The following is a 24,355-nucleotide window of genomic DNA, read 5'->3' as shown; positions in this document are numbered from 1 at the left end:
AGGCTTTTCTATATTTAGAAAAGCCTTAGGCCATGTTATGATAAACCTCGTCGGCATCATCAATTTGTTCTAACCATTCGATTAGAGCAAGATTTGCCTCTCCATCTTTTTCATCACAATCTACGAGACGCAAAGGAACATAAATAAGCTTTTCTTCGGAACATGTCACACCTAATGCAACTAATTTTTCCTTCACGGAAGCTAGCTCTATAGGATCGCAAAGTACAATGAAATGCTCTTCATCATCATTATCGAGATCTTCAGCTCCCACATCAATTACATGAGATAATAAAGTAGCCTCATCTATGGAACTCTTAGGAACATAACAGGCTCCCTTACGAGCGAAGTTATAAAGAACACTACCAGGTTCTACGAGAGAGCCTCCACGTTTATTCACAGCAATGCGCATATCGGAAGCAGTACGGTTTTTATTATCCGTCATGGCCTCAACAACAACCCCGACTCCCCCATGACCATAAAGCTCATAGGTAACATCTTCGAAATTTTTCTGATCTGCTGAGGAGGCTTTCTTCAGGTTTCTTTCGATATTTTCATTGGGAATATTTTGATCTTTGGCTTTTTGTATAACTACGCGTAAACGTGCGTTTGTTTTGGGATCAGGACCTCCCATCTTCACAGCAGCCATTAATTCTTTAATCGTCCGGGAAAAGATCTTTCCCCTTTTATGATCTGCTCTTTCTTTACGGTATTTTGTATTCGCCCACTTACTGTGTCCTGCCATGTTTCTTACCTAATCTTGTTTTATATCCTTGCAACAATACATAAATATTTGCCTTTTCCCAAGCTACAGCACTCTCATATAGCGGAAAACGTTTCTCACACTCTTTGAATTTTTTCCCATGAAAAATTGTTCTCCCCGATGGAGAATATTCACGAGGAATTACGCTATGAACCATTTCATGATAAATAATATATTCCATAAAAAATAACGGAATATCTTCACGATCTAATGAACGGTGTATACGTATTAGTTGTTCTTCTTCATGATAAGATCCTAAAACAACCCTGCGTGCATTCCCCAAGCGTTCTCGACCAAACCATCCGATTTTTAAATTCAAAGAACCCTCAAACAATCTTAAATTGAGATCTTGATATATCCTTTCTAGATCATACACTTTTCCAGGAGCATAATCGATAGGAATAGAAGATCTTATATAAACAGGATTGTAAATCCCCACTAGATTGGCGGAAGAAGACTTAGTGAAAAGAAGTGATCGAGAAAATTTTTTAAGGACCCTACGGATTTTCTGAAATGCCATACAACACTAAGACTTATAAAATAGATTTTAGCACAAGCATTTAAAGATCTTTTTCCATGGTAATTTTGGCAAGATATCCTATCTCATCCTTGTAAAAACGCCGTTGTTTTCCTACTTCAATAAAACCAAAACGTTTATACAAATCTATGGCAGGATTTTCCTCATAGACTTCTAAATAGAGAATCTCTAAATGAAAACGACTTTTAGCCAAATGGCATAGGTTGTTTAACAGAGCTGTTCCTATACCCTTATTTCGATAAGACTCTCCAACAATAATGGAAAGTAATGAATGATGGGACACTTTAATATAGGGATTTAAAATAAGAGTAGCGACTCCAGCAACTTCCCCTTCATACACGGCTGTTAAACTACTGTGATATCGATAAAATCCTACCCAAAAATTTACGCTATCACGAATTTCTACTTCGGTTTTCAAAGGAAATCCTCGAAGGATCTTAGGATCATTTAACCATTGCTGCATATACACGCCATCACTAGGAAGTGTATAACGTATTTCTAATCCAGGAACTCCTGTATCTTTGTTCTCTGTCATGAGACTTCTCCATACTCTGCTAAATACGCTTTGACGAAATCATCTAGCAATTCTCCGTCCATCATAGCCTGAACATTACCGGTCTCATGCCCTGTACGCACATCCTTGACCAAAGTATAAGGCTGAAAGACATAATTACGAATTTGCGAACCCCAAGCAATTTCTTTTTTATTTTTCCTATCAAGAAGTTGCTTTTCTAACCGTTCTTGAAGAATCTGTTGATACATTCTTGCGCGCAACATCTTCATACAACTTTCACGATTCTGAATTTGGCTACGCTCACTTTGACAAGAAACAATAATTCCTGTGGGGATATGAGTAATTCTCACTGCAGAGTCAGTAACATTGACATGTTGTCCCCCTGCTCCTGAAGACCGATACGTATCAATACGCAAATCATTTGGACGAATATCAATTTCTATCTCATCATCAATTTCAGGATACACGTCTACAGAAGCAAAGCTCGTATGACGTTTTGCGTTACTATCGAAGGGAGAAATACGTACTAATCTATGCACACCACGCTCGGCTTTAGCATAACCATAAGCATAGTTTCCTGAAAACTTTACAGTAATATGCTTAATCCCGGCAACATCCCCTTCTTGACGATCTATAACCTCGACTTTCCATTGATGTTGGGATGCCCAACGAGAATACATCCTAAAAAGCATTTCCACCCAATCACAAGATTCTGTGCCTCCAGCACCAGCATTGATCGTTAAAAAGCAAGGATTTTTATCGACCTCACCAGAAAGCAAACGTTGCGTTTCCCATTCTGAAAGGATATTTTCACAAACAGAGAATTCTTTTTCTAAATCTTCACGAAATTCGGGATCTGAAGAAGCTTCACTATCATTTAAGAAAAAAGTCAGATTATCAACCTTACTTTTGAATTCTTCATAATCGGAAATTTGTCGTTTTAACGAAGCAATACGTTCAGAAATTTTTCCCGCGTTAGCAACATCTTGCCAAAAGTCCTCTTTCAAGGTCTGATCTTCTAATTTAGCCAACTCTTGTCTCTTACCCTCAAGGTCAAAGAGACCTCCCGGCTAAAGCCAAGCCAACTACCAGACATTCTAACCGTTTATCTAAACTTTCGTGCATACATGCTCTTAAAAAGACTTAATATTAGGATTGTAGAAAAGCAAAAACAATAAAGTCAACGTGTCCTATTTTTGTAAATTTTTCTAGAGATTCCCTCAATATTTCTTCTTATTCTTTATCTCACCACAACCCCGTCCAGATTGCCACTTAAAGCCTTAATAAAGAGTAATTGAGGAACGAATTCTGTTTTTTTGTTTTGACGAGAAACCTTCTTGAAAGATAAAAAAGTTGCGATGAAGAGCTTGTGTCTCTTCGTACCACCTTTACTAGGAGTAACCGATGAGTCAAAAAAACAAAAACTCTGCTTTTATGAACCCTGTCAATATTACCCCCGATTTAGCAACTATCGTTGGCAAGGGACCAATGCCCCGCACTGAAATTGTAAAAAAAGTATGGGACTATATTAAAAAAAATAACCTTCAAGACCCTAAGAATAAAAGAAATATCCTCCCCGATGACGCCCTAGCTAAAGTCTTTGGTTCTAAAAACCCAATCGATATGTTTCAAATGACAAAAGCTCTTTCCAATCATATCGTAAAATAAAATTAAGATTTGGCTCTTTTTCAGGATCCTCGTCCTGTAGGACGAGGAGAAAATATATTTATAGTGTTATTGTGGTCTTAGCTTCTTTATCTTTAGCTGCTGCAGTTCCTCTCGCTGCCTTTTCATGGGCAAATTTTATAGAGCCGAACTGGTTGCGAACATCTTTATTAACATGGAAGCTGCCTAAAAAGTATGCTCACCTTCACGGGTTGCGCATTGCTCAAATCTCCGACTTACATTTTCACAAATTCGTTCCCAAAAAATTCCTTAAAAAAGTTTCTTCAAAGATCTCGCGATTCTCTCCAGATATTCTCTTATTTTCTGGCGATTTCCTTTGCCGAGCACAAATAGAAGATCGTTCGCGATTAGAGGCTTTTTTAAATACTTTACACGCACCTTTGGGGACATTTGCCATTCTTGGAAATCACGATTACCAATCTTATATCTCACGCAATAGTCAGGGAAAGATAGATATTATTTCCATGAAAAGTAGCCAACCATTAAAACGGGCTTTCGTTTCAATAACCCAAGGACTATTCGGCTCTCAAGGTTATACGTATGCTGAAGGACTTGAAAGACAAGAACCTAATAAAGAACTCTTACAGTTATTAAAAAATACACCTATCCGATTATTGCATAATGAAAGTCACATAATTACTGATATGATAAACATTGTTGGTTTAGGAGATCTTTTTGCTAAACAATTTGATCCTGAAAAAGCGTTTATCCACTATAATCCTTCCTTACCTGGCATTATCCTTTCTCACAATCCCGATACTCTACACCAGCTAGAGCCATATCCCGGAGATATTATATTTTCTGGCCATACACATGGGCCGCAAATTTCTATCCCCTGGCCTAAGTTTGCCAATAGGATTATGAATAAAATCTCTGGATTAGAAAATCCAGATCTAGCTCGGGGTCATTTCCTATTCGGAGAAGGGAAAAGGCAATTATATGTAAATCGCGGTCTTGGAGGATTTAAAAGATTACGCTTCTGTTCTCCTCCAGAAATTTGTTGTGTACGGTGTGTATATGGATCTTAAATGTTCTTTGATTTTACTTAGTGGGGGTAAAGGAGAACGCTTTGGAGCAAATCAACCTAAACAATATCTACCTTTTCAAGGTCAGCCCCTTATTCTACATGCATTAAAAACAGCTCTTCATATCCCTCAAATTACTGAAATTATTGTTGTTTGTGATCCAAGCTATCACTATATTTTTGAAGGATATTCTGTAAAATTCGCGCAATCTGGAACGCGTCGTCAAGATTCTGTTTTTTCAGGGCTACAACATGTTAGTAATCCCTGGGTATTAATTCATGATGGTGTTCGACCTTTTATCTATCCTGATGAGGTTAGCGAACTTATTGCTACAGCTCAACAAACAGGAGCGGCAACGTTAGTATCTAACGTTCCCTATACAATCAAACAACGCAATCCTGTAAAAACTTTAGATCGTGACGCTCTCTCCATTGTTCATACACCTCAATGTATAAAGACAGAGATATTGTTAGCAGGCCTTGAATTCGCTAATAAGGAAGGAATTACCTTAGTTGATGATACACAGGCTGCGGAACTTTTAAATATTCCCGTATCTTTAGTATCCAATAGACATCCTCAGATAAAAATTACTTACCCTGAAGATTTAACCATCGCTCTAGCCTTGCTATGACACGAGTCGTTCTACTCTTAGCCTATCAAGGAACTGCCTATGCCGGCTGGCAAAGACAACCTAATGATCTCTCTATTCAAGAAGTTATAGAAAAATCACTAGAAGGAATTTTAGGAAAACGTATCGTTGTAACCTCTTCAGGACGTACTGATTCGGGAGTTCATGCTTTTGGTCAAGTAGCACATTTTTCACAACCCAACCACCCGCTGTTTTCACAAGTTCGGAACATAAAAAAAATGCTCAATGCTATTTTACCCAAAGACATTGTTGTTCGTGATGTTGTTCTTGCTGATGACAATTTTCATTCTCGCTTTGCAGCTATCGCTAAAGAATATCACTATTCACTCACAAGATCTCAGAAACCTCTTCCCTGGGAACGTTATTTTTCCTATTACCCACGACATCTTTTAGATGTAGATCTTATGCAAAAAGGAACCACATACCTATTAGGAACTCATGATTTCGCCTCTTTCGCAAATCACGGAAGAAACTATAACTCTACAGTAAGAACGTTATTCAAACTAGAGGTTATAGATAAGGAAGAAACGGTAACCATCATCTGTAAAGGGAATGGTTTTTTGTATAAAATGGTAAGGAATATCGTCGGATCTCTTTTAGATATTAGCAAAAGAAAATATCCTCCAGATTATATCCAGGAGATCCTAGAAAAGAAAAATCGTAGACAAGGACCACCCACAGCTCCTAGCTACGCGTTATCTTTGCATCACGTATGTTACCCTGAACCTTATAATTGGTTTTGCACTTCGGAATGTGCGATCAATTCATTGAAAGACACGAAATAGTGAAAATCTTTCTCACAAAAATCTTCGTGACTATCTCGAGACAACGGTAACATTGCATTCACAGCAACTAATGTTGCTGGAATCCCTGTAAGAGCACGCAACCCCTTTACACTATCTTCAAAACCTACGACCTTCTCTCCTTCTTGAACAAATGCTTCGTAGGCGTGTTGATAACTATCGGGATAAGGTTTAGGACGTTGATAATCTTCACGAGTTACCCAAAATTGAAACTGATTAAGCATAGGAAGGACCTCACGAAAACGTTGGATAAGCACTTCTGAGGAATTTGTAACCACACCTACAGTTTTATTTTCAGCTAATAGCAATCCTAGAAAATCTTCAACACCAGGAAGTAAAGAAGGAACCTCAGTTTGTATTAATTCCCTATAGATATGTTCTCGATCGTGAAAACACTGTGGAAAAAAAGATTCTGTATTAGGGTAAATCTCTAAGAATTTCTGTTTGAAAACTTCTCTTCCCAACATCGAAAATAAATAATATGTAGAGAAATCCATAGTAACATCGAGCCCATGCTCTCTACATGCCTCTAAAAAAGCCCTATAATATAAAGGTTCAGTATCGATAACCAAACCATCTAAATCAAAAAAGAAAACCTGATAATTGTTGATATTCACGGCTACCCTAACCCCACCCTATTATATTTTTCCCCTAACTGAATATAGTAAATCTACAACGTAATGAAATAAGCTTTAGAAGTTATGCTTTATTTCTCTAGAATGACTAAAAACATTAGGAGAGATTCTAACCTGTGCACAGGATTCTTATTAAGACAAGTTTAGGATTTTTTCTATTTCCCTTAATCTGTAGTTGTACAAATTCTACAGAAACACCTCATAGGCATATACGTGCGGGGAGAATCACCTCACAACAAGGACATTCTGTCGTTATTTATCCCGAAAGCCGGGAAAATCCTTTACCTAAATATTCCTGGCCTACTCCACAACGCCGGGTAATCACTAGATATTCGTTTCATTGTCATGGATCCTTAATTTCTATAGAAACGGAGAATGGCACCCTCTATGATTGTGACGGATTGAACCATAGCTTGTGTAAAATCTTTCCCATACATTCAAGAATTATTGATATTACGCGTTTATTAAATACACACAATACCATCTCCATAGTCGAAGGATTTTGTTGTCATAAACATTTTCGTTTTCTGAAAGCTTCAGGGGAAACACTTTCTATTAAGCATCTTAATGGAAACGCTGCTCTTTTATTCACCGATAAAAAACTTTCTATGGATTCTCTGAGTTCTCTCTTGCGATCTCTCTATAAAAAGAAAAATACCTATCCATGTTCTATAGATTTTATAACCACAGAAACAACTCTACAAAACGAGGAATTTCTCATAACCCTAACACGCAAAGATAAGGGAACCTACCTAGCTATAGAAATGCTCTATGATCTAGAAAAAGGTCAGCCTATAGAAACTCCCCCATCTCCCCTATCTTAAGAGATTTCCCTTGCGCTTATTAGAAAAGAACACGTACAGTGTAGACGCACTTTATGCCGGCGTGGCGGAATGGTAGACGCGGTAGACTCAAAATCTACTCTTAGCAATAAGGTGTTGGTTCGAGTCCAATCGCCGGCATAAGTTTTCTTTCTAAGTTTTTTCAGGTTGCTAATAAATTCGTTAGTAGTTTTTTTTAAGAAAAGCTACGTGCCGAACCCCTTGCTTCCTATGAAAGAACAAGCTCTCCTACTTCTCCTTAAAAAAAAGAAAGGCTTTTTCTTAGCTATTCTTGATCTTACTGAAACAGAGCCTTCATTAACTCCTATAGAACTTGAAAAAGTATTACAGCAGAAAAAAACACTTCTATCTTGTATAGACAAAGTTGATAACCAGATTAAAGAATTTCGGCATTGTTTTACTTCGGTATTACCTCAAGACATTCAAGAAGAACTCTCGGATATTCGAGAAATCATCACGAAAATTCTTGATACGGACAAACTCAACTATCTCCAGAGAAAAAAAGAGTTAGGGATTTATGAGCAGCAACGATTGTAAATCATGTTCTTCAACTCAAGAGTTGATAGAGATCAAATCTCGTATCACCCAATCTTATAAAGAAGCAGATACTATTCTTACAGCGATTCCCGATGGGATTATCCTACTCTCAGAAGTAGGCAACATTTTAATTTTTAATTCACAAGCTCGTGAAATTTTAGGTGTTCCTGAAGAATTAGAAATACTGCAAAAACCCTTCACAGATTTTTTCCCAGAAACTTTCTTTGGATTTTCTATAAATGAAGCTTTGCAATCTTTACCCTCCCCAAAAACATTACGTCTAACATTATCGAAAAATGATCAAGATCGTGATGCGGAAATCTTCATAAGAAGAAACTCCTTAAATGGTTACCTTTTTCTATTAATTCGAGATCGCTCAGAATATAAGCAATTAGAAAATGCTATTGAAAGATATAAAAATATAGCTGAACTAGGAAAAATGACAGCAACCCTAGCTCATGAAATTCGCAATCCCTTAAGTGGTATTGCGGGATTTGCCTCCATATTAAAAGAAGAGCTCTCATCCCCACGTCATCAGCGTATGCTTTCCTCAATCATTGATGGAACACGTTCTTTAAACACTTTAGTTTCTTCAATGTTAGAGTATACAAAATCCCAACCACTAAATCTAAAAGCTATAGACCTACAAGATTTTTTTTCATCACTTATTCCCCTATTATCAATCACATTTCCCTTTTGCAAATTCGAACGTGAGACTTCAATTTCTATAATACGTTCTATAGATCCTGATAGAATGAATAGCGTGGTGTGGAATCTTGTAAAAAACGCTGCTGAAGCAACAAAATCCCCTATGACAGTTACCCTACACTCGTCAGGAGATATTTCAGTAACAAATCCGGGTCAGATCTCTCAAGAGATTTTCGATAAGCTGTTTATTCCATTTTTTACAACGAAAGCTCAAGGAAATGGTTTAGGGTTGGCAGAAGCTTTAAAGATCATGCGTTTGCACTGTGGTGACATTCACGTAGAAAATGCTAACGCAAATATCACCTTCACTCTAAAGATTCCTCAACCCTAAAATAAAGAATTAAAGATCGTTTGGAGGATTCCATCTAGTTGGTGGGTACTGTCGGGTTAACGTATCAGTATAAACTCCAGCAGTTACTGTCCTCACAGCGCTTTCACAAACATCATGTACTTCTAAGATAAGCGGGCCATTAAGACTACTTCTCACAGATAAAAGCTCCTCTACAACTCTTATTAAACGATTCCATGTAATATTTCCTAGGTTCTCATAGTTCAAATCTCCTAAAGGATTTGCAGCTCCTGGTGTTGTACCCTCACCGTGACCAATACTTCCTAAAACTAAAGGAATCTTACCAGAGAAGTTTGACATAGCTCTTAAGAAGCTATTTTCTTCTTCAGAGTAGTTCTCTAACAGGCCTCCTGTTCCTCTATGCATTTTCTGCAACATCGAGAATAAGAAACCTGTCCAACGTGAATAATCATTGAAAATCGGTAGGTCTGTCACGTAGCTATAGCAAGTTGACAACCATTCGGTAAGTGTTCCCGAAGAAGTACGAATTTCAGGGAATTCTCCGGCCAATTCATCAAATAACTCATCCAAATGTGGTTGTCCCTGAGATGTTGCAACTAATGCGTTAGCTCTTTGCGACATCGCCTCTATCTGATCTATAGTGAAGAAGCCCAACAAAGCTAAGAACCATTCACGCAGGCAACGCTGTTCGATAACAGCACGCTTTTGAGCATCTGTAGCACCCTCTGGTAGTTCTACTTCTAAATATACTCCAGGACGCAATTGCCTGCAGGAAAGGCCTGTTCCTATGTGACCGAAAAATCTTGGAGCAGTAAAAGCAAGCATCTCCGAAAATTCGAGACGTTGAGTTTCGTTTTTTTTCCTCTGCTTAATATGGGAGGATAAAGCAATCAACTGTGTGGCCAGCATCTGCATAGCACCCTCCTCGCTATGTTCAGCAAGTCTATTTGCATCTCTGAGAAGATTTTCCATCTGATTATTTTCTAATTTCAATCGCGAGGTCTCTTCTATATGCTGCAGGTGACGATCCCGCATGGTCTCTTCTAGTTGAGCTACCTGCTCTTGTAAAGCAAACTTTTCTTGATCATGCCGTATACGTAAACCTTGAATCTCTTGAATAAGCCTTTCTTTTTCCTGCTCACTTTGTTGTAACAGTTCTATATTCGTACGGTTTTGCTCAACCGCGTCCAATAGGCGTGCATTAAGATTGCGTTTTTCTTGCTCTAATCTATCAATCTCATTTCTTAAGACATCTATAGAATTTCTTAATTCTACCTCACCTTGTAAAGAACGGTGCAGATTATCAATATCGCTATCGTAAGACTGAATATTCGTACGAAGTCTATCAAGTTCTATTTTAAGACCTGTTATTTCCTCATCCTTGCCTAGAACTTCCTCTCTAAGGGTTGCATAGCGCAATTGCGAGTCTGTTAGTTGTGTACGTGCAACAGAAAGAGCTTCTGAGAGATCTGCTCGTTCTCTAATAACAGCTTCTAAATCTACTGTTAATCTTCGAATTTCTCTTTGAAGAGCCTCTATTTGTGCATTAGAGCCCGGATTACTCTCTGCCGTTAATACCAGCTCTCGCAATTCGTCGTTTTCCTGACGTAGACGTTGTGTTTCTGCTTCATGTCTATTGATGTCCCCTTGTAGCGCAAGAATCTTCGTATTTAAGACTCTTTCTCTCTGTTCTAAAGCTGCCATTTGTAAAGCTTGTCTTTCACTTTCTTGAGCCCCTTGAGAGATGCGGCTATTAACGGCAACTGCCTCATCAAGAAGCCGTCTGTACCTTACAAGCTGTTCTTGAAGCTGCTCAATAGCCATTTCTTTAACACTTATAATGTTGCGGTAACCATCGATATCTTCTTGAGTATATTCTCCGCCTAGTTGGCGATTACGAAGTCTTTCGACTTCTTCAGTTAATGCTTCTATTTCCTGGGTAAATCCTAGAAGTGTTGCTTCTTTTTCACGTAGGTTATTCGTTAATTGATTTATGGTTCCCGAAGAACGTAGATATCTATCTCTGTATTCACGATTAAATACTACCCTTTCAGATGTAGCTTCAATAAGCGATTGAATTTCTTTCTCTAAATCAATACGTCGATTGGTTAAGTTCTCATCGCGTAGGGATAAATTGATTAGCCCCTCATATGCTTGAGAGAGCCTGGATAATAAAATATTTTGCTCTTGCAACAGAGGTTGTAGACCCGTTACCAATCCTGAATGTTGCTGACCGCTATCAGCATCAGTAGAAATTTGATTCTCCAATAATCTGATACGTTGAATAAGAGTATTTAAGGTGGTCTGTAAATTTGTAATAGTCTCGGTTTGATTTGCTTTTTCAATACTCACATCAGCAAGATCTTGGATGAGCAAATCTCTCTCTTGACATAGCTCCATCAAACGCCCGTCGCGTCCCGTATCTCGCGTTCCTGTTATATGCTGATTGTAAGAACGATATAAAAGCTCAAGCTCCTCACCAATCCGCTCTTGCATTTCACGAAATTCTGATAAATCAGACAAAACACGATGTCTATTTTCTGTTTCAGAAGATATGAGACGGTATAAATCCACTTCCTTTTTACGCAAATCTCTATCGAATTTTGCTAATAGATTCTCTCGTCCTTGAATTATTAATTTTGGATCGCCATTAGAATCAAAACCGTTTATAGCTAAACCGCGAGCATCCGTTGTCGCTAACAAGCCCTGAAGTTGCGTCTGTAAATCTTGAATATTTACCTGTTGCGCTACCATTTTCTTATTCGGCCGTGCTGAAAAGTGTAGTAGCAAACTCATAACCAACAAAACGCTACCGAGGGCAATAAATGCTATCCCAATAAACATGGGGGTGGCCGGTAATAAAGTTAGAATTAAAGTTCCAGCACAAATAGCAAGAAGAGATAAACAAAACAGCCCAATACATGAGGCAAGCTGACATCGCGCTTTCCAAGCAGAGGAAATCTCCCCCCTCTCTAGAGAAGTTAAATCTGAAAATAAGGATAAACGAGATTGTGTAACTTCTGGATTCAACGAAGAAACCAAAGAATTTGGTATTGGAGAAGAAGCCATGCTATAAGTGCCCTAAATAAAATTAAGTCGAAAAATTTTACTATCTTAAACTACTAAAAATCAATAAAAAAAATCTTAATTAAAGAACTAAAATAGAAATATAGAATAAATAAACCATTCTTTACACAGATTAATTCTATTTAGTAATAAGAAATCTTAAATTAAAAATTAATGAAACGCCCGATGACCATAGAAAGAGTGTTAATAGTAGATGATGAGCCTTTGCTCAGAGATTTCCTTTCTGAGCTTCTTTTATCTCGAGGATTTTCTCCATTTACAGCAGATAATGTTAAGCAGGGCTCCCAAAAGATACGTTCAGATAAATACGACCTGATCATATCGGATATGAATATGCCCGACGGCAGTGGTATTGATATTATTAAAATAGCTAAAGAGTTCTCTCCGCAAACCCCTGTCTTGGTGATTACTGCGTATGGAACTATAGAAAATGCCGTAAAAGCGATGCACCATGGAGCATTTAACTATCTCACTAAGCCTTTCTCCTCAGAAGCTCTATTTGCCTTCATAGCAAAAGCTGAAGAACTACAAGATCTTGTAAATGAGAATCTTTTGCTAAAGTCACAAATTTCATCAGAATCTCATCCTTTAATTGCCGAAAGTCCTTCTATGAAGGATTTGTTGTCTAAAGCAAAAAAAGCTGCTGACAGCTCTGCAAACATCTTTATTCATGGGGAGTCAGGATGTGGGAAAGAATTGCTTTCTTTTTTCATTCATAGAAATTCTCCCAGAGCTTGCCAACCTTACATAAAGGTTAATTGTGCAGCCATTCCAGAAACTCTATTAGAATCCGAATTTTTCGGTCATGAAAAAGGAGCTTTTACTGGAGCTACAGCTAAAAAAGCCGGGCGTTTTGAACTCGCACATACAGGGACTTTATTGTTGGATGAAATTACAGAAGTGCCTGTTAATCTTCAAGCAAAGCTCCTTAGAGCAATTCAAGAGAAAGAATTCGAACATCTCGGGGGAACAAAAACTCTTTCCGTAGATGTGCGCATCTTAGCTACATCAAACCGCAATCTCAGGGAAGCTGTTGACCAAAAGATCTTCAGACAAGACTTATTTTATCGCCTCAACGTCATTCCCCTCTACCTCCCTCCTCTAAGAGAGAGAAAAGAAGATATTCTCCCCTTATCTCAATACTTTTTAGAAAAATTTTGTAGATTGAACAATAAACCTATAAAAACTCTTTCGGAAAGCGCCAAGACCGCGCTGCTTGACTACTCCTGGCCTGGGAATATCCGAGAACTCTCTAATGTATTGGAAAGAGTGGTCATCCTAGAAAGCCCTACCCATCTCACAGACACCATGCTGGCGCTATGCTAAAAACTCCCAACTTGGCGAGAAGGGGAGTTTTTCTTGAGTTTCAGGGAAACTTCTGTTAGGCTTTCTATTCTCAAAGGTCTTAGATTCCCTGAAAAAGGGCTTCCTTAGGCACCGATAGCTCAATCGGATAGAGTACCTGGCTTCGGACCAGGTGGTTGGAGGTTCGAGCCCTCTTCGGTGCGTTAAAAACTTTTTAGAATAAAGAGCTTCCCTCCTATAATACAAGTAGGAGAATCTCTTTTTTTTTTCGATTTTTTCATCTCCATATGTTGTATAAATCTTTTCACCATAAGGAGACGGCATGCACAATCCTCAACGTCGATCGGCAAGGCAGAAAAAAACCCCAAGAGACGAGATTGCCAACCTAGAAATTACGGGTAAATCCTTCCATATTTCCCAACCTCTACGTCAGTTGATCATTGAAAAAAGCGGTCAACTACCCGTAGTAGATTCTATTCATGTAGTATTGACATCGCATAAAGAGAAGCAAGGAACCGAAGTGCATCTAACCGCGACTGTAGGGAAAGAGACATTCCAAGTAAAAACACAACACAGCAATGCTTATAGTGCTGTAATTTCGGCCTTTAAAAAAATTCGCACTTTAGCGAATAAACATCTAAAAATATCCCAAGACAAGAAGAAACATGATATAGGACTATCAAAAAAAGAAGAGCATATCATTGAGCTTCAAGAGGCTATTCATCTTTACGATGATATGTTGCCCATAGAAACTATGGATGCGTGGGATTCTTTAAAACAGTATGGTTATATCCCCGAATCTGCGAAAAAGACTCTCTCTAAGAAAAAAATCAATCTACCTGTTCTTTCTGAAGATGAAGCTATTAAGAAATTCGAAGCTTCTCGAGATAAAGTGCTAGTCTTCCTAAATGAAAAAGAGCATAAGATTCAGCTAATCCATAAACAAAACGACGACAACTATGTCCTCATCGAGCCTATCATCGCCCCAGGATTCCACATCTTCTAATGAGCAAATATCCACAACAAATGCTAGTTCTTTAAAGATCTTTGATCCGATACGGCATAAGATCTTGGCATCAACACCCGAAGAAAAAGTCCGCCAGGAGCTTATTGCCTTTTTAACCGAAGAATTGCTTTATCCCTCATCTTTGATTATCGTAGAAAAGGGGCTTAAAACCCTACTCCCCCTTCTTACCCGTAAGGATATCCGCCTTCCGCGCCGTCGTCCAGATCTTCTTGTTATCACGCCAGCAACTTATACGAATTTTGAAGGAAAAACTTATAATTTGGGGAATCCAAAACCACTTTTGCTCATCGAATGTAAAGCTCGAGTAATTAACCAACAAACAATGAACCAACTGTTAAGCTATAATTATATTATTGGCGCCCCGTGTCTTTCTGTCGTATGTTATAGAAAACAACAAACAGGATTTTTAAATCCCAAAACACAGACCCTGGATTTTTATCCAGGACTCCCTAGCTACCCTCAACTACTTTCTTATTATCTCAAATTAAACTCTGTAGAATCTATAAACTAAAGACATGCACACCCTTACTCCGGCTATTGCCCTACAAAATCTTCCCTTAGGGAAAAATCATTGTGTGACCACAGTATTTTCTCCCCTGGGACTTCTTACATTTTTTGCAAAGCAGGGCCAATCTATCTATTGCGATTTCAGAGAAACTCTTATCCCCCTGTCCTTGGGGATTTATAGTCTCGATTACTCTCCGCCAAAAATGCGCAAACTAATCTCTGCAGAGATAAAAAATACATTTTCAGAAATAAAATCCTCTCTTTCCCTCCTGCAAGCAGCAGGGAAAATGGCTCAGGGCATTTTAGAATCACAGTGGCAAGAAAAGCCCTCACAAGAACTTTTTTCCTTATTTTTAAATTTCTTATATCGCTTACCGGAAAGTAAAAATCCTGAAATGTTTTCGGCAACTTTCTTACTTAAACTTTTACAATACGAAGGGATTCTAGACCTATCCTCAGTATGCACCTACTGTAAGAAAACTATTATTTCTCCAAATTTCTATCGTTATAAAGGCTTAAAATTCTGTCTAGATCACGGTCCTGAAGGTGCCGTCATGATAGAAAATGAAGAAGAGCAAATTCTCTTTGCTCTTATCCATGCTAAAAAATTCCAAGATCTCTTACATCTATCAGATTTTCACTTGGAATTTTCAGAAAAGATTATTCGAATATTTGAAAGTATAATTCATAAGGATAAGACTAAGACTCTATCGGAGAGTAATCGTTCCCCCAGAGCCACTGCGAACTTCAAAGACTAAAGTAATAGGCGCTATACCCACTAAAGAATTGTGATAAGTTTTATTCCAAATACCGCGGCCACGTTTTTCGAAATCCCCCTCTAAAACTACCTTCCCCTTTGTAGATACTTTCGTATGCACGATCACACCAACATTTTTAGGGAAAGTCAATGTAAGAGGTTCTGACTCATTACTCACAGAAATCGTAGTATTTTGATACCAATTTCCTCGGAAATCTAAATCCATCTTACATGATGAACAGGCGAATGCTAAAGAAGTGAGCTCAGGATAATTCCCCGTCAACTTGGCTCGTAAAAATCCAAATGACCCATTGTAAACAATAGATTCTAATTGTGGAAACTCTCCAGAAGCATCAAAATGCACCCGTTTTTTTCTCTGTGCATGAATTTCCATAGTTTCCATATCAGGAAACTCTCCCGAAAAATTAAACCGATCTATATAAAATTTTTCGTCCTCAGAAATATAATGCTCAGAAAAAACTGGGAGACTTACCGATAACAATGATAAAAATAAAAAGAAAAAAACCGAAAGAAACCGCAAGGTTTACACCCCAAACTTGAAACTATGCTCACTATGAAAATTCAAGATAAAGAAATCAAGAAGAAGAGGCCTAATGAGCAACTTCCATTGCGAAAGAGGGGACTCGAACCCCTAAGGAAAGCTCCACTACCACCTCAAGATAGCGCGTATACCAATTCCGCCACTTCCGCAAAAAAGATAGCTTAGCTAGGAAATCCCCTTTACCTCAAGAAAAAAAATGTTTCCGACTGAGTAAAAATGAAGTAGATTAGAGAAAGATTTAACAATAGTTTCTAAGAATCATGCGTTGTACTGCCCATTGCACAGCTTCATCTTATAACTTGCACGTGCTCTTTCACTTGCTAAAAACCCGCTTTCCCACAATCTTATCTAGGGAATATGTTTTAGTCTCCTCGGAAAATCCCGATGAATGTGACAAGATTGCCGTATTTTTCCCCTTTGGAGTTGCTGTATTTTGGGGGTGGGAAGAATTTGAAGAAATCAAAATCCTACAATCTATCGTCACAGCCTCTCCAGAAATCCTTCCTCAACCAGAAGTCGATTGTTATAATTTCCATTATGGAGAAAAACTTCAAATACGTAGGGATAGATTGATACTAGCAGATTCGCAACTCAATACAAAGCTAGCTATATCTTTTGGTCTTGCTCAATCCGTAAAGCTCACCATATTTGAAGCTACTATTTATAAAACTATTGAGGACTCAAAGCGCCTACCTCAAGACTTGGCTACAAAAGGGAAAATCTCCATGCCAAGAAAGGCAATAGCAAAAAAAATTGGTAAATTATTTTTAGATAAAGCCTCTGTAAATCTTCATTCTGATATTCTTGATGAACCGGACTTTTTCTGGGAACATCCGCAAACACAACCTATTTATATTGATGTTCTTAATTGCTTAGATATTAATGCCAGAATTAATGTTCTCAATCATAGATTAACAATCCTTGGGGACGTATTGGAAATTTTAAATGACCAACTCAATCACCAACACTCATCATCATTAGAATGGACGATTATTTGGTTGATTATGCTAGAAGTTTCTGTCGCTCTACTCAAAGACGTATTCAATGTCATTTAAATTGCTTATTAAAAACCTACCCATGCACCTATGCCGTGCTCTTATCCATATCTATAGATGGACAATCTCCCCTTTGTTAGGAAGTCCATGTAGGTTTTTCCCCACATGCTCACAATATGGCCTGCAGGCTCTAAAACACCATGGATGCATCAAAGGTCTCGGATTAACAATAAAAAGAATAGGAAAATGTGGTCCCTGGCATCCAGGAGGAATAGATCTTGTGCCTATGACGACTTTAGAGGAAGCTTTAGACATTTCCCCGGCAATAGACGATGATGACTCATGTGATTCAAACGCATAATCTCATCAATAGTCACTCCAAAACGACGTGCTATCAGCCATAAAGAATCTCCATCTTTTACAATATAATCTTGGCAAATAACCTCTTGCGTATCAGCAACAAGCGTTTCTACCGTAGTCACATCATTTACAACAAAAGAACCTCGTGTTGAGGCGACACGAGAAATAAAACTTTGACTATAGGGAGATTCTTTAGGAAGAAGACCAATAAATTTCTTTAAGGCCTCATCTGTAAACTCATGAATCACCCAGTCTTCATCATGAACAAGTAATAATAAAGCTGCTAAAGGCTCTCCTAAATTCATATATGCAGATAAAATTTTTTGTCGTTGTTGATCAGAAATTTCCATAGCACGGTTGTTTTCATTACATAGAGAAAAAAATATTTGCTCTTCATTACGTATTACCATTCTTGCTAAGGAAGCAACAGAGGCCACATGCTCATCAGCACCACAAAGTAAAGTACGCAAATAGAGAAATTCAGGAGTATGACAAAAATGGTATAAACAATCTTCGTCAACAGCGCCTCGCTCTAAATTTTTAGAGATGGAAACAAACAAACCTCGAGATGTAAAAGGATAACGCTCCCGAGATAAATAACGACGCACTATGCCATACTCTTTCTCATCGATATTCGGAAGTAACCAGGTTTTTCCATTACTACGCAATTGTGTGAATGTCAGAGGATGAGGAAGCGCACTGCCCACATCCACATCATAAGTATGGATAGCTACACTTAATGCCCATAATTTTAGCGGACGTCCATAAAGTAAATGATCTTCATCCAATAAACGATACAACTCCTCGAGGGAAGCTTCTGATAAATTCCTTAGGAAATCTTCGGGAATATATTTCACCCGACAACTCTTAGCCACCAAAGGACCAGAAAATAAACGTAGTTTATAAATATCCTTTCGAAAGATAGTTGAGTAAAATAAAAGTAAGAAAACAATATTTAATACTGCACTTAAAACTAATGCTTGCCATAGCCATCGAGTCGTTTTTTGCAAGGTCATTAAAGATTACTCCTAAAACTTAGCTTCTCTCTAAACATTAAAATACTTGCCACTATACACTCCTCCTCGTAAAATCTGTCATAAAAACGTCTCATCTTTAATATCCATGCGAGTTTCTTTATCCTTATTACAAAGATTTTTTTCTTCTCCTTTACCTATAAAACAAATTATAGAAGCTTGTGATCATATAGGAATAGAAACTGAAATAGAAACACTTCTTACATGTTCATTCTCTTCTATCGTCACAGCAAAAGTACTAAAAACAGTTCCCCATCCTAATGCAGATAAACTCGTAGTCGCTACTCTTTTTGATGGACAACAAGAACATCAAATAGTTTGTGGGGCTCCTAACTGCCGTCCTGATATCATAGTCCCTTTAGCCCTTCCAGGAGCAAAACTGCATGATCACGAAGGCAACGCTTACACAATAAAAAAATCTAAACTGCGTGGTGTAGAATCCCAAGGTATGTGTTGCGGTGCAGATGAATTAGGCTTTGCTCATCTGCAGACAACAGAAAGAGGACTTTTTGAATTTCCTCAAAACACGCCTTTAGGAGAAAGTGCCTGCGCACTTCTTGCCGATACATTTATTGAGTGTTCCTTAACTCCTAACTTAGGTCATTGCGCCTCACTTCTAGGCCTTGCTAGAGAAATTACCCATATAACAGACGTAGATCTTACTCTACCTCCAGAATTTGTGTTTACTCCCCTAGAAACAACTGCAAAAGAACAGCCATCACAAGATGAGCATCTTTGTCCTATCTTCTGTTGTGTAAAAATTTCCGGAATCTCTGCAGAGGTTTCTTCTCAGGACCTGCAAAATGCCCTTGGAGAACTCAAACAAAAGTCTATTAATTCCATCATAGACATCACTAATTACATTATGCTCTCTTTAGGACAGCCTTTACATGTTTATGATGCTAAAACTGTGGATATTGATTCTCTGCATGTTCAAAAAGCACAAAAAGATGAATCTTTAAAACTTCTAAATAATGAAGAAGTCCTTGTCCCTCAAGGAACAGCTATCATCTGTGACAAAGATCATACGGTAGGTTTAGCGGGTGTGATGGGAAGTTTAGATTCATCATTCAATGATTCAACAACAGAGATTATCTTAGAAGCCGCTTACTTTCTTCCAAAAGTCATACGTGCCTCTCAAACACATATCCCCCTACATTCTGAAGCTGCATACCGTTTCACAAGAGGCATTGATCCGAATAATGTTTTGCTTTCTCTCTATGCAGCCATTCATTATATACAAAAGCTTTTCCCTAGTGCTCAGATATCCCCCATCCATGTTTTAGGTTCTATACCTCAACCCCCCAATTTATCCTTACGTACAGAACTTATAGAGAAAATTCTCGGAACATCTCTAAACTCTTCTCAAATAAGTCACGAACTGACTTCCTTAGGATTTAGCATTACTTCTAAAGAAAACGCTATTTTATCCGTAAAAGTTCCTTCTTATCGCCATGACATCCATGAAGAGATTGATCTTGTTGAGGAAATCTGCAGAACACAGCCATGGAAAATAGCGAATAAGAAAGCTCCTGCTATTTACAGTCCTATGTACTCTCTCAAACGAGAGATTGTAGACTTTTTAGCAAATTCAGGATTGCAACAGTTTTTCACATGTGATCTTCTAGATGCAGAAATAGCCGCATTCACTAGAGAAGAAACTGATCGCATCTCTTTACAGGGATCCAAGCAAGCTACTGTGTTGCGTGATTCTTTACTTCCCGGATTATTAAAAAGCACAGCAACAAATCTCAATAGACAAGCGCCCTACATACATGCTTTTGAGCTGGGAACAACTTACATAAAGAAAGATTCAAAATATCAAGAAACACAAAGTCTAGGAATCATCCTATCAGGACAAGCAGAAGAGTTATCTTGGATATCTCATGAGCGTCCTTTATCATTTTATTCAATAAAAGGATGGCTTGAAAAACTATTTCAACACCTACATGTTTCTTCACAGGCCTATACAATCCAGCCTAGTAATCATGCAAACTTCCATCCTTACCAACAAGCAGAGATTTATCTTCATAAACATGCATTAGGACGATTTGGAACACTACATCCACAGTTATGTAAAAAAGCCCAGATCAAGCATACTGTATTCTTTGCCGAACTTTCGTTAGATTCTCTTCTACATACACAGAAGAAATCCTTACACTTATATAAACCTTATCCTATTTATCCCTCTTCATTCCGGGATATAACATTGACAGTTCATGAGTCTGTACCAGCGGATTCTTTACGGAAGAAACTTTTAAGTTTCCATTCTAAATGGCTTGAAAGTGTTTCCATTATCAGTATATATCAAAATAAGAACCCTACTACTCAGAATAAAAATGTTTCCTTACGCCTTGTATTTCAAGACAAGGAAAGAACATTATCTAATCAAGAAATAGAAGAAGAACATGAGCGTTTACTTGCTATGCTTAACACGCAAATAAACGATACAAAAGGAACGATCGATTCATGAAACAGCTGCTTTTTTGCGTTTGCGCACTCTCTTTCTCATGCTTTACCTATGGGTCAGCTCTAAAACAAGATTCTTCAGTTATGAAGGAGACTTTCCGGAATAACTACGGGATTATCGTATCAGGAAGAGATTGGGTAAAACGGGGTTGTGATGGAACAATCACCAAAGTTTTAAAAGACGGATCTACCCTTTATGAAATTTACGTTCAAGGCCTTCTTCATGGAGAGATAACGTTAACCTTTCCCCACTCCACAACTCTTTCTGTAGTGAAGACTTATGATCAAGGAAGGCTCGTTTCCCACAAAACGTTCTTTTCTAATGGTCTGCCTTCTCAAGAAGAAATCTTCCAAGAAGATGGCTCTCTTGTTGTCACGCGTTGGCCAGACAATAAAAATAATGATACTATTACTGAACCTTATTTCACTGAGACTACCTATCAAGGTCGCGTAATTGAAGGGAGCTATTCCTCATTTAATGGAAAATATTCATCAACAATTCGTAACGGCGAAGGTATACGTTCTAACTTTTCTCCAAATAATGTCCTTCTTTCCGAAGAAACTTTTAACGACGGTATTATGGTGAAAAGAACTACCTTCTATGCTACTAGAGATCCTGAAACTGTCACTCACTACACTAATGGCCAACCTCATGGATTGCGTTTAACTTATCTCCCAGGAGGAATACCTAGTACTATTGAAGAATGGCGTTACGGGTATCAAGATGGCACTACAACAGTATTTAAAAACGGTTGTAAAGCAGCTGAGATCCCTTTTGTAAAAGGATCGAAGGAAGGATGTGAATTACGCTATAATGAAGACGAAGTTATTGCAGAAGAAGTGTCTTGGAGAAATAATTTCCCTCATGGTATGAGAAAAATCTACGCTGCCGGTGTCTATAAATGTGAATGGTATCACCGTGGACGCTTAGTCTCAAAAACGAAGTTTGAGAGACTTAATAATGCGGGATAATGTAGTTTGCTTTCATGTCCGAGAATCTTTACCTAGTTTCTGACGATTCTAAATTTTCTCTATCGCAAGCCTGTTCTCAAGGCTTGCAGATAGCTAAGCATCCTCCTCTACAAGTCATTGTTCATTTTCACAATAATGCCGTTGTAAAAACTCAACTTTCCGTAGCTCCTGTTTTTTCTTGCTTATTTCTTGGCCCAGGATCACACAAAGCTATGGAAGAAATTGTTCTATTGTGTGCTAAATATTCGCAAAAACTAAACATTCCACGTTCTTCTTACATCAATGGATCTATTTTATCTAAACAGCAAAAAATGATACTCGATTGCGTTGCAAATATCCCTTTTGGACAAACACGCACATACGGAGAAATCGCTAGAGAAACAGACACGCATCCGCACACTGTAGGATCAGCTTGCAAAAACAATCCCTTTCTTCTATTTTTTCCTTGTCATAGAGTAATTGGAAGTAATGGTGAGCGCCATTATTGCGCGGGAGAACGAATCCAAAATATCCTTCTTAATTTCGAGAGATCTTTAAGTTAGTCTTGTAACTTAGGATCCAGGGCATCACGAATACCATCTCCTATCAATGCTATGGCAATCAGCAATGCTGTAAGCATAATAGCTGGGGGCCAAAGAATAGCGCTTTCTGAAGGGAAGGCGGTGACACCTTCTTTCATAAGATTTCCCCAAGATGCAGAACTTTCCTCACCAAGACCTAAAAATGTTAGTCCCGCTTCGCAGCTAATCATTGCCATCATAGAAAATGGCAATAAGGAAATAATAGGGACAATTGCATTAGGCAGTATCTGATGAACCATAATATGATAGTGGCTATAACACATATTCGTTGCAGCTAGGACATAGGACATGTTGCGCTGCTTTAGAGTTTCTATTCTTATGTATCTGCTAAACCCTGTCCAACCAAAACAACCAAGTAGTATTGTGTCCAGGATTAGAGATTTTTGCTGCGTTATTGAGACAACAAGCATCAAAATAAATAGCATAGGCATAGTTTCCCAAATCTCAGTAAATCTAGAAAGAACCATATCTGTAGTTCCTCCGAAATATCCAGAAATTAAACCTAGGACCGTGCCAATAAATAAGGCAATAGCAACCGAAATTCCCCCGACAACTAAAGCTATACGAATACCAAAAATTAAAGAGGCTAGAAGATCTTTACGATTAATGCGCGTAAGCTGCCACCAACGCACATACTTATTCATCTCACGAGAACCTCCTGCATCATCTTCCCAATGAAATGTAGTCAATAGCGGATTAATGAGAATACGTAATTTTTCAGATTCTTCATTAATCCATGCACGTTTATCCTGAATGAAGTTAATCGCACTGTAAATTTTGCTATATTCTTCAAGAACTTGACGTGTCTTTATTAAATGCTTACGGAAAGGTTCTGCTTCCTCTTCTATCGAAGAATATGCCGAAAGCAAACTTTCATGCTGATCTTTATTATATAAAGCTAAGTTTAAATCGTGTTCAACACGAGTAAGCGCCATAAGAAAAGGACGGTACTCATCAATTGCCCTATACCAAGTTTGCAAAGAAGACTCGTAGGATGCACTCAAATTTTGCAATCTTTTCTGTAAACGCTCCAAACACACCCGCTCATTTTTTATCTGAGAATGATGCAATGTAGGCATTGGTGAGCCTTTGTATCCTTCATAGGATACACAATATTTTTGTAATTTCTCATGCTGCAGCTTACGGTATTTTGATTTTATCAAAATTCCTAGCTGCTCGTACTTACTCATATATGTTTTTTCTAATTCCCAAGTACGCATATCTTTAGGAAGTAAAACTACAGTCTCTACTCTACTATTAGCAATTTGTGAAAGGATTTTTTCGGCACGTAATTTTTTAAGATTTTCATCTCCTGAAGGATCCTGAATATTTCCACGATATACAAAGACAAATCCTAAAATCTGAATAATAGCTAAGATTCCCAGGATCCCCTTACGAAGGATCCCCTTAGAAAACTTACAACCTATAAAGAAAAAAGGTAGTGTTATCATCAACACATTAAAGAAAAGATCGATGGGCTTAGTGTAAAAACCGGGAAACCACAAATACCTAAATAAAGGGAAAAAAAGAGAGCCTTCCCACTTCACTAAAATAGGCTTACTACTAGCAAACAAAGGCGCGTAAATACCTAAAAGTGATAAAACTATGACAAATTTCCACGATAGTGAGGCAAGAAAATTCTTATGATATGCCTGAAAAAATCTACGATAAAAAGAAGTATGGGATTGCATG

25 protein-coding genes and 3 tRNA genes are annotated in these 24,355 nt (G+C 38.0%); 18 read left to right on the top strand and 10 right to left on the bottom strand.

The annotated features are described in order from the left end of the window. Window positions 1-25 precede the first annotated feature (25 nt). From C10C_RS00890 to prfB, 4 genes are all read right to left on the bottom strand, one after another. Entirely contained in the window at window positions 26-742 is a 717-nt protein-coding gene (locus C10C_RS00890; protein ID WP_117273856.1) for a YebC/PmpR family DNA-binding transcriptional regulator, read from the bottom strand. Then, a complete protein-coding gene (locus C10C_RS00885) occupies window positions 726-1,280 on the bottom strand; it encodes a hypothetical protein (protein WP_117273855.1) in 555 nt (184 codons plus the stop codon). Before C10C_RS00885 ends, C10C_RS00890 begins: the two co-directional genes overlap by 17 nt. Before the next feature lie 40 nt (window positions 1,281-1,320). Next, the gene (locus tag C10C_RS00880) at window positions 1,321-1,833 is read right to left on the bottom strand and encodes a GNAT family N-acetyltransferase (RefSeq protein ID WP_117273854.1); all 513 of its coding nucleotides are present in this window, start codon (window positions 1,831-1,833) and stop codon (window positions 1,321-1,323) included. Next, window positions 1,830-2,937 (bottom strand): peptide chain release factor 2 gene (prfB, locus tag C10C_RS00875; RefSeq protein ID WP_162496152.1). Its coding sequence is split into 2 segments (ribosomal slippage): window positions 1,830-2,867 and window positions 2,869-2,937, totalling 1,107 coding nucleotides; the frame shifts between segments, so codons are not numbered across the junction. The genes C10C_RS00880 and prfB overlap by 4 nt, the downstream gene beginning before the upstream one ends. Window positions 2,938-3,216: 279 nt before the next feature. Here prfB and C10C_RS00870 point away from each other — a divergent pair. The 4 genes from C10C_RS00870 to truA all read left to right on the top strand — a co-directional run bounded on the left by C10C_RS00870 (window position 3,217) and on the right by truA (window position 5,957). After that, window positions 3,217-3,480 (top strand): SWIB/MDM2 domain-containing protein, encoded by a 264-nt coding sequence (locus tag C10C_RS00870; protein ID WP_117273852.1) that lies wholly within the window; start codon window positions 3,217-3,219, stop codon window positions 3,478-3,480. Window positions 3,481-3,551: 71 nt separating this feature from the next. Next, window positions 3,552-4,526 carry a UDP-2,3-diacylglucosamine diphosphatase LpxG gene (gene lpxG / locus C10C_RS00865; protein ID WP_117273851.1) on the top strand — a complete coding sequence of 325 codons (975 nt, stop codon included), beginning with the start codon at window positions 3,552-3,554 and terminating at the stop codon, window positions 4,524-4,526. Next, window positions 4,516-5,154, top strand: a complete 639-nt coding sequence (ispD, locus tag C10C_RS00860) for a 2-C-methyl-D-erythritol 4-phosphate cytidylyltransferase (RefSeq protein WP_117273850.1) — start codon at window positions 4,516-4,518, stop codon at window positions 5,152-5,154. Before lpxG ends, ispD begins: the two co-directional genes overlap by 11 nt. Beyond that, window positions 5,151-5,957, top strand: a complete 807-nt coding sequence (truA, locus tag C10C_RS00855; protein ID WP_117273849.1) for a tRNA pseudouridine(38-40) synthase TruA — start codon at window positions 5,151-5,153, stop codon at window positions 5,955-5,957. The genes ispD and truA overlap by 4 nt, the downstream gene beginning before the upstream one ends. Here truA and C10C_RS00850 read toward each other — a convergent pair. After that, complete coding sequence (locus C10C_RS00850; protein WP_117273848.1) at window positions 5,900-6,592, bottom strand: HAD family hydrolase; 693 nt, start codon at window positions 6,590-6,592, stop codon at window positions 5,900-5,902. The genes truA and C10C_RS00850 overlap by 58 nt on opposite strands. A 134-nt stretch (window positions 6,593-6,726) precedes the next feature. Between C10C_RS00850 and C10C_RS00845 the strand changes: the two genes are divergently transcribed. The 4 genes from C10C_RS00845 (at window position 6,727) to C10C_RS00830 (ending at window position 9,028) form a co-directional block, all read left to right on the top strand. Further along, window positions 6,727-7,434 carry a hypothetical protein gene (locus C10C_RS00845; RefSeq protein WP_117273847.1) on the top strand — a complete coding sequence of 236 codons (708 nt, stop codon included), beginning with the start codon at window positions 6,727-6,729 and terminating at the stop codon, window positions 7,432-7,434. Between the two features lie 55 nt (window positions 7,435-7,489). Beyond that, window positions 7,490-7,572, top strand: a tRNA-Leu gene (locus tag C10C_RS00840). Window positions 7,573-7,662: 90 nt separating this feature from the next. Further along, complete coding sequence (locus C10C_RS00835; protein ID WP_174222241.1) at window positions 7,663-7,989, top strand: hypothetical protein; 327 nt, start codon at window positions 7,663-7,665, stop codon at window positions 7,987-7,989. Beyond that, window positions 7,970-9,028 carry a two-component system sensor histidine kinase NtrB gene (locus C10C_RS00830; RefSeq protein WP_117273845.1) on the top strand — a complete coding sequence of 353 codons (1,059 nt, stop codon included), beginning with the start codon at window positions 7,970-7,972 and terminating at the stop codon, window positions 9,026-9,028. Before C10C_RS00835 ends, C10C_RS00830 begins: the two co-directional genes overlap by 20 nt. Before the next feature lie 9 nt (window positions 9,029-9,037). Here the strand turns inward: C10C_RS00830 and C10C_RS00825 are convergent, their stop codons facing one another. Further along, window positions 9,038-12,076 (bottom strand): hypothetical protein, encoded by a 3,039-nt coding sequence (locus tag C10C_RS00825; RefSeq protein ID WP_117273844.1) that lies wholly within the window; start codon window positions 12,074-12,076, stop codon window positions 9,038-9,040. 183 nt (window positions 12,077-12,259) lie between these two features. Between C10C_RS00825 and C10C_RS00820 the strand changes: the two genes are divergently transcribed. The 5 genes from C10C_RS00820 (at window position 12,260) to recO (ending at window position 15,691) form a co-directional block, all read left to right on the top strand. After that, the gene (locus C10C_RS00820) at window positions 12,260-13,420 is read left to right on the top strand and encodes a sigma-54-dependent transcriptional regulator (RefSeq protein ID WP_117273843.1); all 1,161 of its coding nucleotides are present in this window, start codon (window positions 12,260-12,262) and stop codon (window positions 13,418-13,420) included. 108 nt (window positions 13,421-13,528) lie between these two features. Then, a tRNA-Arg gene (locus tag C10C_RS00815) sits at window positions 13,529-13,602 on the top strand. 119 nt (window positions 13,603-13,721) lie between these two features. Then, window positions 13,722-14,405, top strand: coding sequence for an HPF/RaiA family ribosome-associated protein (locus C10C_RS00810; protein WP_117273842.1), 684 nt, complete (start codon window positions 13,722-13,724; stop codon window positions 14,403-14,405). Beyond that, entirely contained in the window at window positions 14,359-14,937 is a 579-nt protein-coding gene (locus C10C_RS00805) for a type I restriction enzyme HsdR N-terminal domain-containing protein (RefSeq protein WP_117273841.1), read from the top strand. The genes C10C_RS00810 and C10C_RS00805 overlap by 47 nt, the downstream gene beginning before the upstream one ends. Window positions 14,938-14,941: 4 nt before the next feature. Beyond that, window positions 14,942-15,691 carry a DNA repair protein RecO gene (gene recO, locus C10C_RS00800; RefSeq protein WP_117273840.1) on the top strand — a complete coding sequence of 250 codons (750 nt, stop codon included), beginning with the start codon at window positions 14,942-14,944 and terminating at the stop codon, window positions 15,689-15,691. Here recO and C10C_RS00795 read toward each other — a convergent pair. Together C10C_RS00795 and C10C_RS00790 are read right to left on the bottom strand one after the other, a co-directional pair. Then, window positions 15,641-16,231, bottom strand: a complete 591-nt coding sequence (locus C10C_RS00795; RefSeq protein WP_117273839.1) for a hypothetical protein — start codon at window positions 16,229-16,231, stop codon at window positions 15,641-15,643. The genes recO and C10C_RS00795 overlap by 51 nt on opposite strands. 88 nt (window positions 16,232-16,319) lie before the next feature. Then, window positions 16,320-16,401 (bottom strand) — tRNA-Leu (locus tag C10C_RS00790). Between the two features lie 111 nt (window positions 16,402-16,512). Here C10C_RS00790 and C10C_RS00785 point away from each other — a divergent pair. Both C10C_RS00785 and yidD read left to right on the top strand, forming a co-directional pair. Further along, window positions 16,513-17,307: an RMD1 family protein gene (locus C10C_RS00785; protein ID WP_117273838.1), complete on the top strand. Its 795-nt coding sequence runs from the start codon at window positions 16,513-16,515 to the stop codon at window positions 17,305-17,307. After that, window positions 17,297-17,608, top strand: a complete 312-nt coding sequence (gene yidD / locus C10C_RS00780; RefSeq protein ID WP_117273837.1) for a membrane protein insertion efficiency factor YidD — start codon at window positions 17,297-17,299, stop codon at window positions 17,606-17,608. Before C10C_RS00785 ends, yidD begins: the two co-directional genes overlap by 11 nt. Here yidD and C10C_RS00775 read toward each other — a convergent pair. After that, window positions 17,532-18,623 (bottom strand): LysM peptidoglycan-binding domain-containing protein, encoded by a 1,092-nt coding sequence (locus C10C_RS00775; RefSeq protein ID WP_117273836.1) that lies wholly within the window; start codon window positions 18,621-18,623, stop codon window positions 17,532-17,534. The genes yidD and C10C_RS00775 overlap by 77 nt on opposite strands. Window positions 18,624-18,729: 106 nt before the next feature. Here C10C_RS00775 and pheT point away from each other — a divergent pair, with 106 nt between their 5' ends. From pheT to C10C_RS00760, 3 genes are read left to right on the top strand one after another with little or no spacing between them, the layout of a single operon-like run. Further along, on the top strand, window positions 18,730-21,114 hold the full coding sequence (gene pheT / locus C10C_RS00770; RefSeq protein WP_117273835.1) for a phenylalanine--tRNA ligase subunit beta: 2,385 nt from the start codon (window positions 18,730-18,732) through the stop codon (window positions 21,112-21,114). Then, entirely contained in the window at window positions 21,111-22,082 is a 972-nt protein-coding gene (locus C10C_RS00765; protein WP_117273834.1) for a toxin-antitoxin system YwqK family antitoxin, read from the top strand. Before pheT ends, C10C_RS00765 begins: the two co-directional genes overlap by 4 nt. Window positions 22,083-22,096: 14 nt before the next feature. Further along, entirely contained in the window at window positions 22,097-22,624 is a 528-nt protein-coding gene (locus C10C_RS00760) for an MGMT family protein (RefSeq protein ID WP_117273833.1), read from the top strand. Here the strand turns inward: C10C_RS00760 and C10C_RS00755 are convergent. Further along, complete coding sequence (locus tag C10C_RS00755; RefSeq protein WP_117273832.1) at window positions 22,621-24,354, bottom strand: ABC transporter permease; 1,734 nt, start codon at window positions 24,352-24,354, stop codon at window positions 22,621-22,623. The two genes, C10C_RS00760 and C10C_RS00755, sit on opposite strands and share 4 nt — an antisense overlap. Window position 24,355: the final 1 nt, after the last annotated feature.

This window comes from Chlamydia poikilotherma (assembly GCF_900239975.1).
GTDB classification, from domain to species: Bacteria; Chlamydiota; Chlamydiia; order Chlamydiales; family Chlamydiaceae; genus Chlamydia; species Chlamydia poikilotherma.
This window is presented reverse-complemented; position numbering and strand designations above follow the sequence as displayed.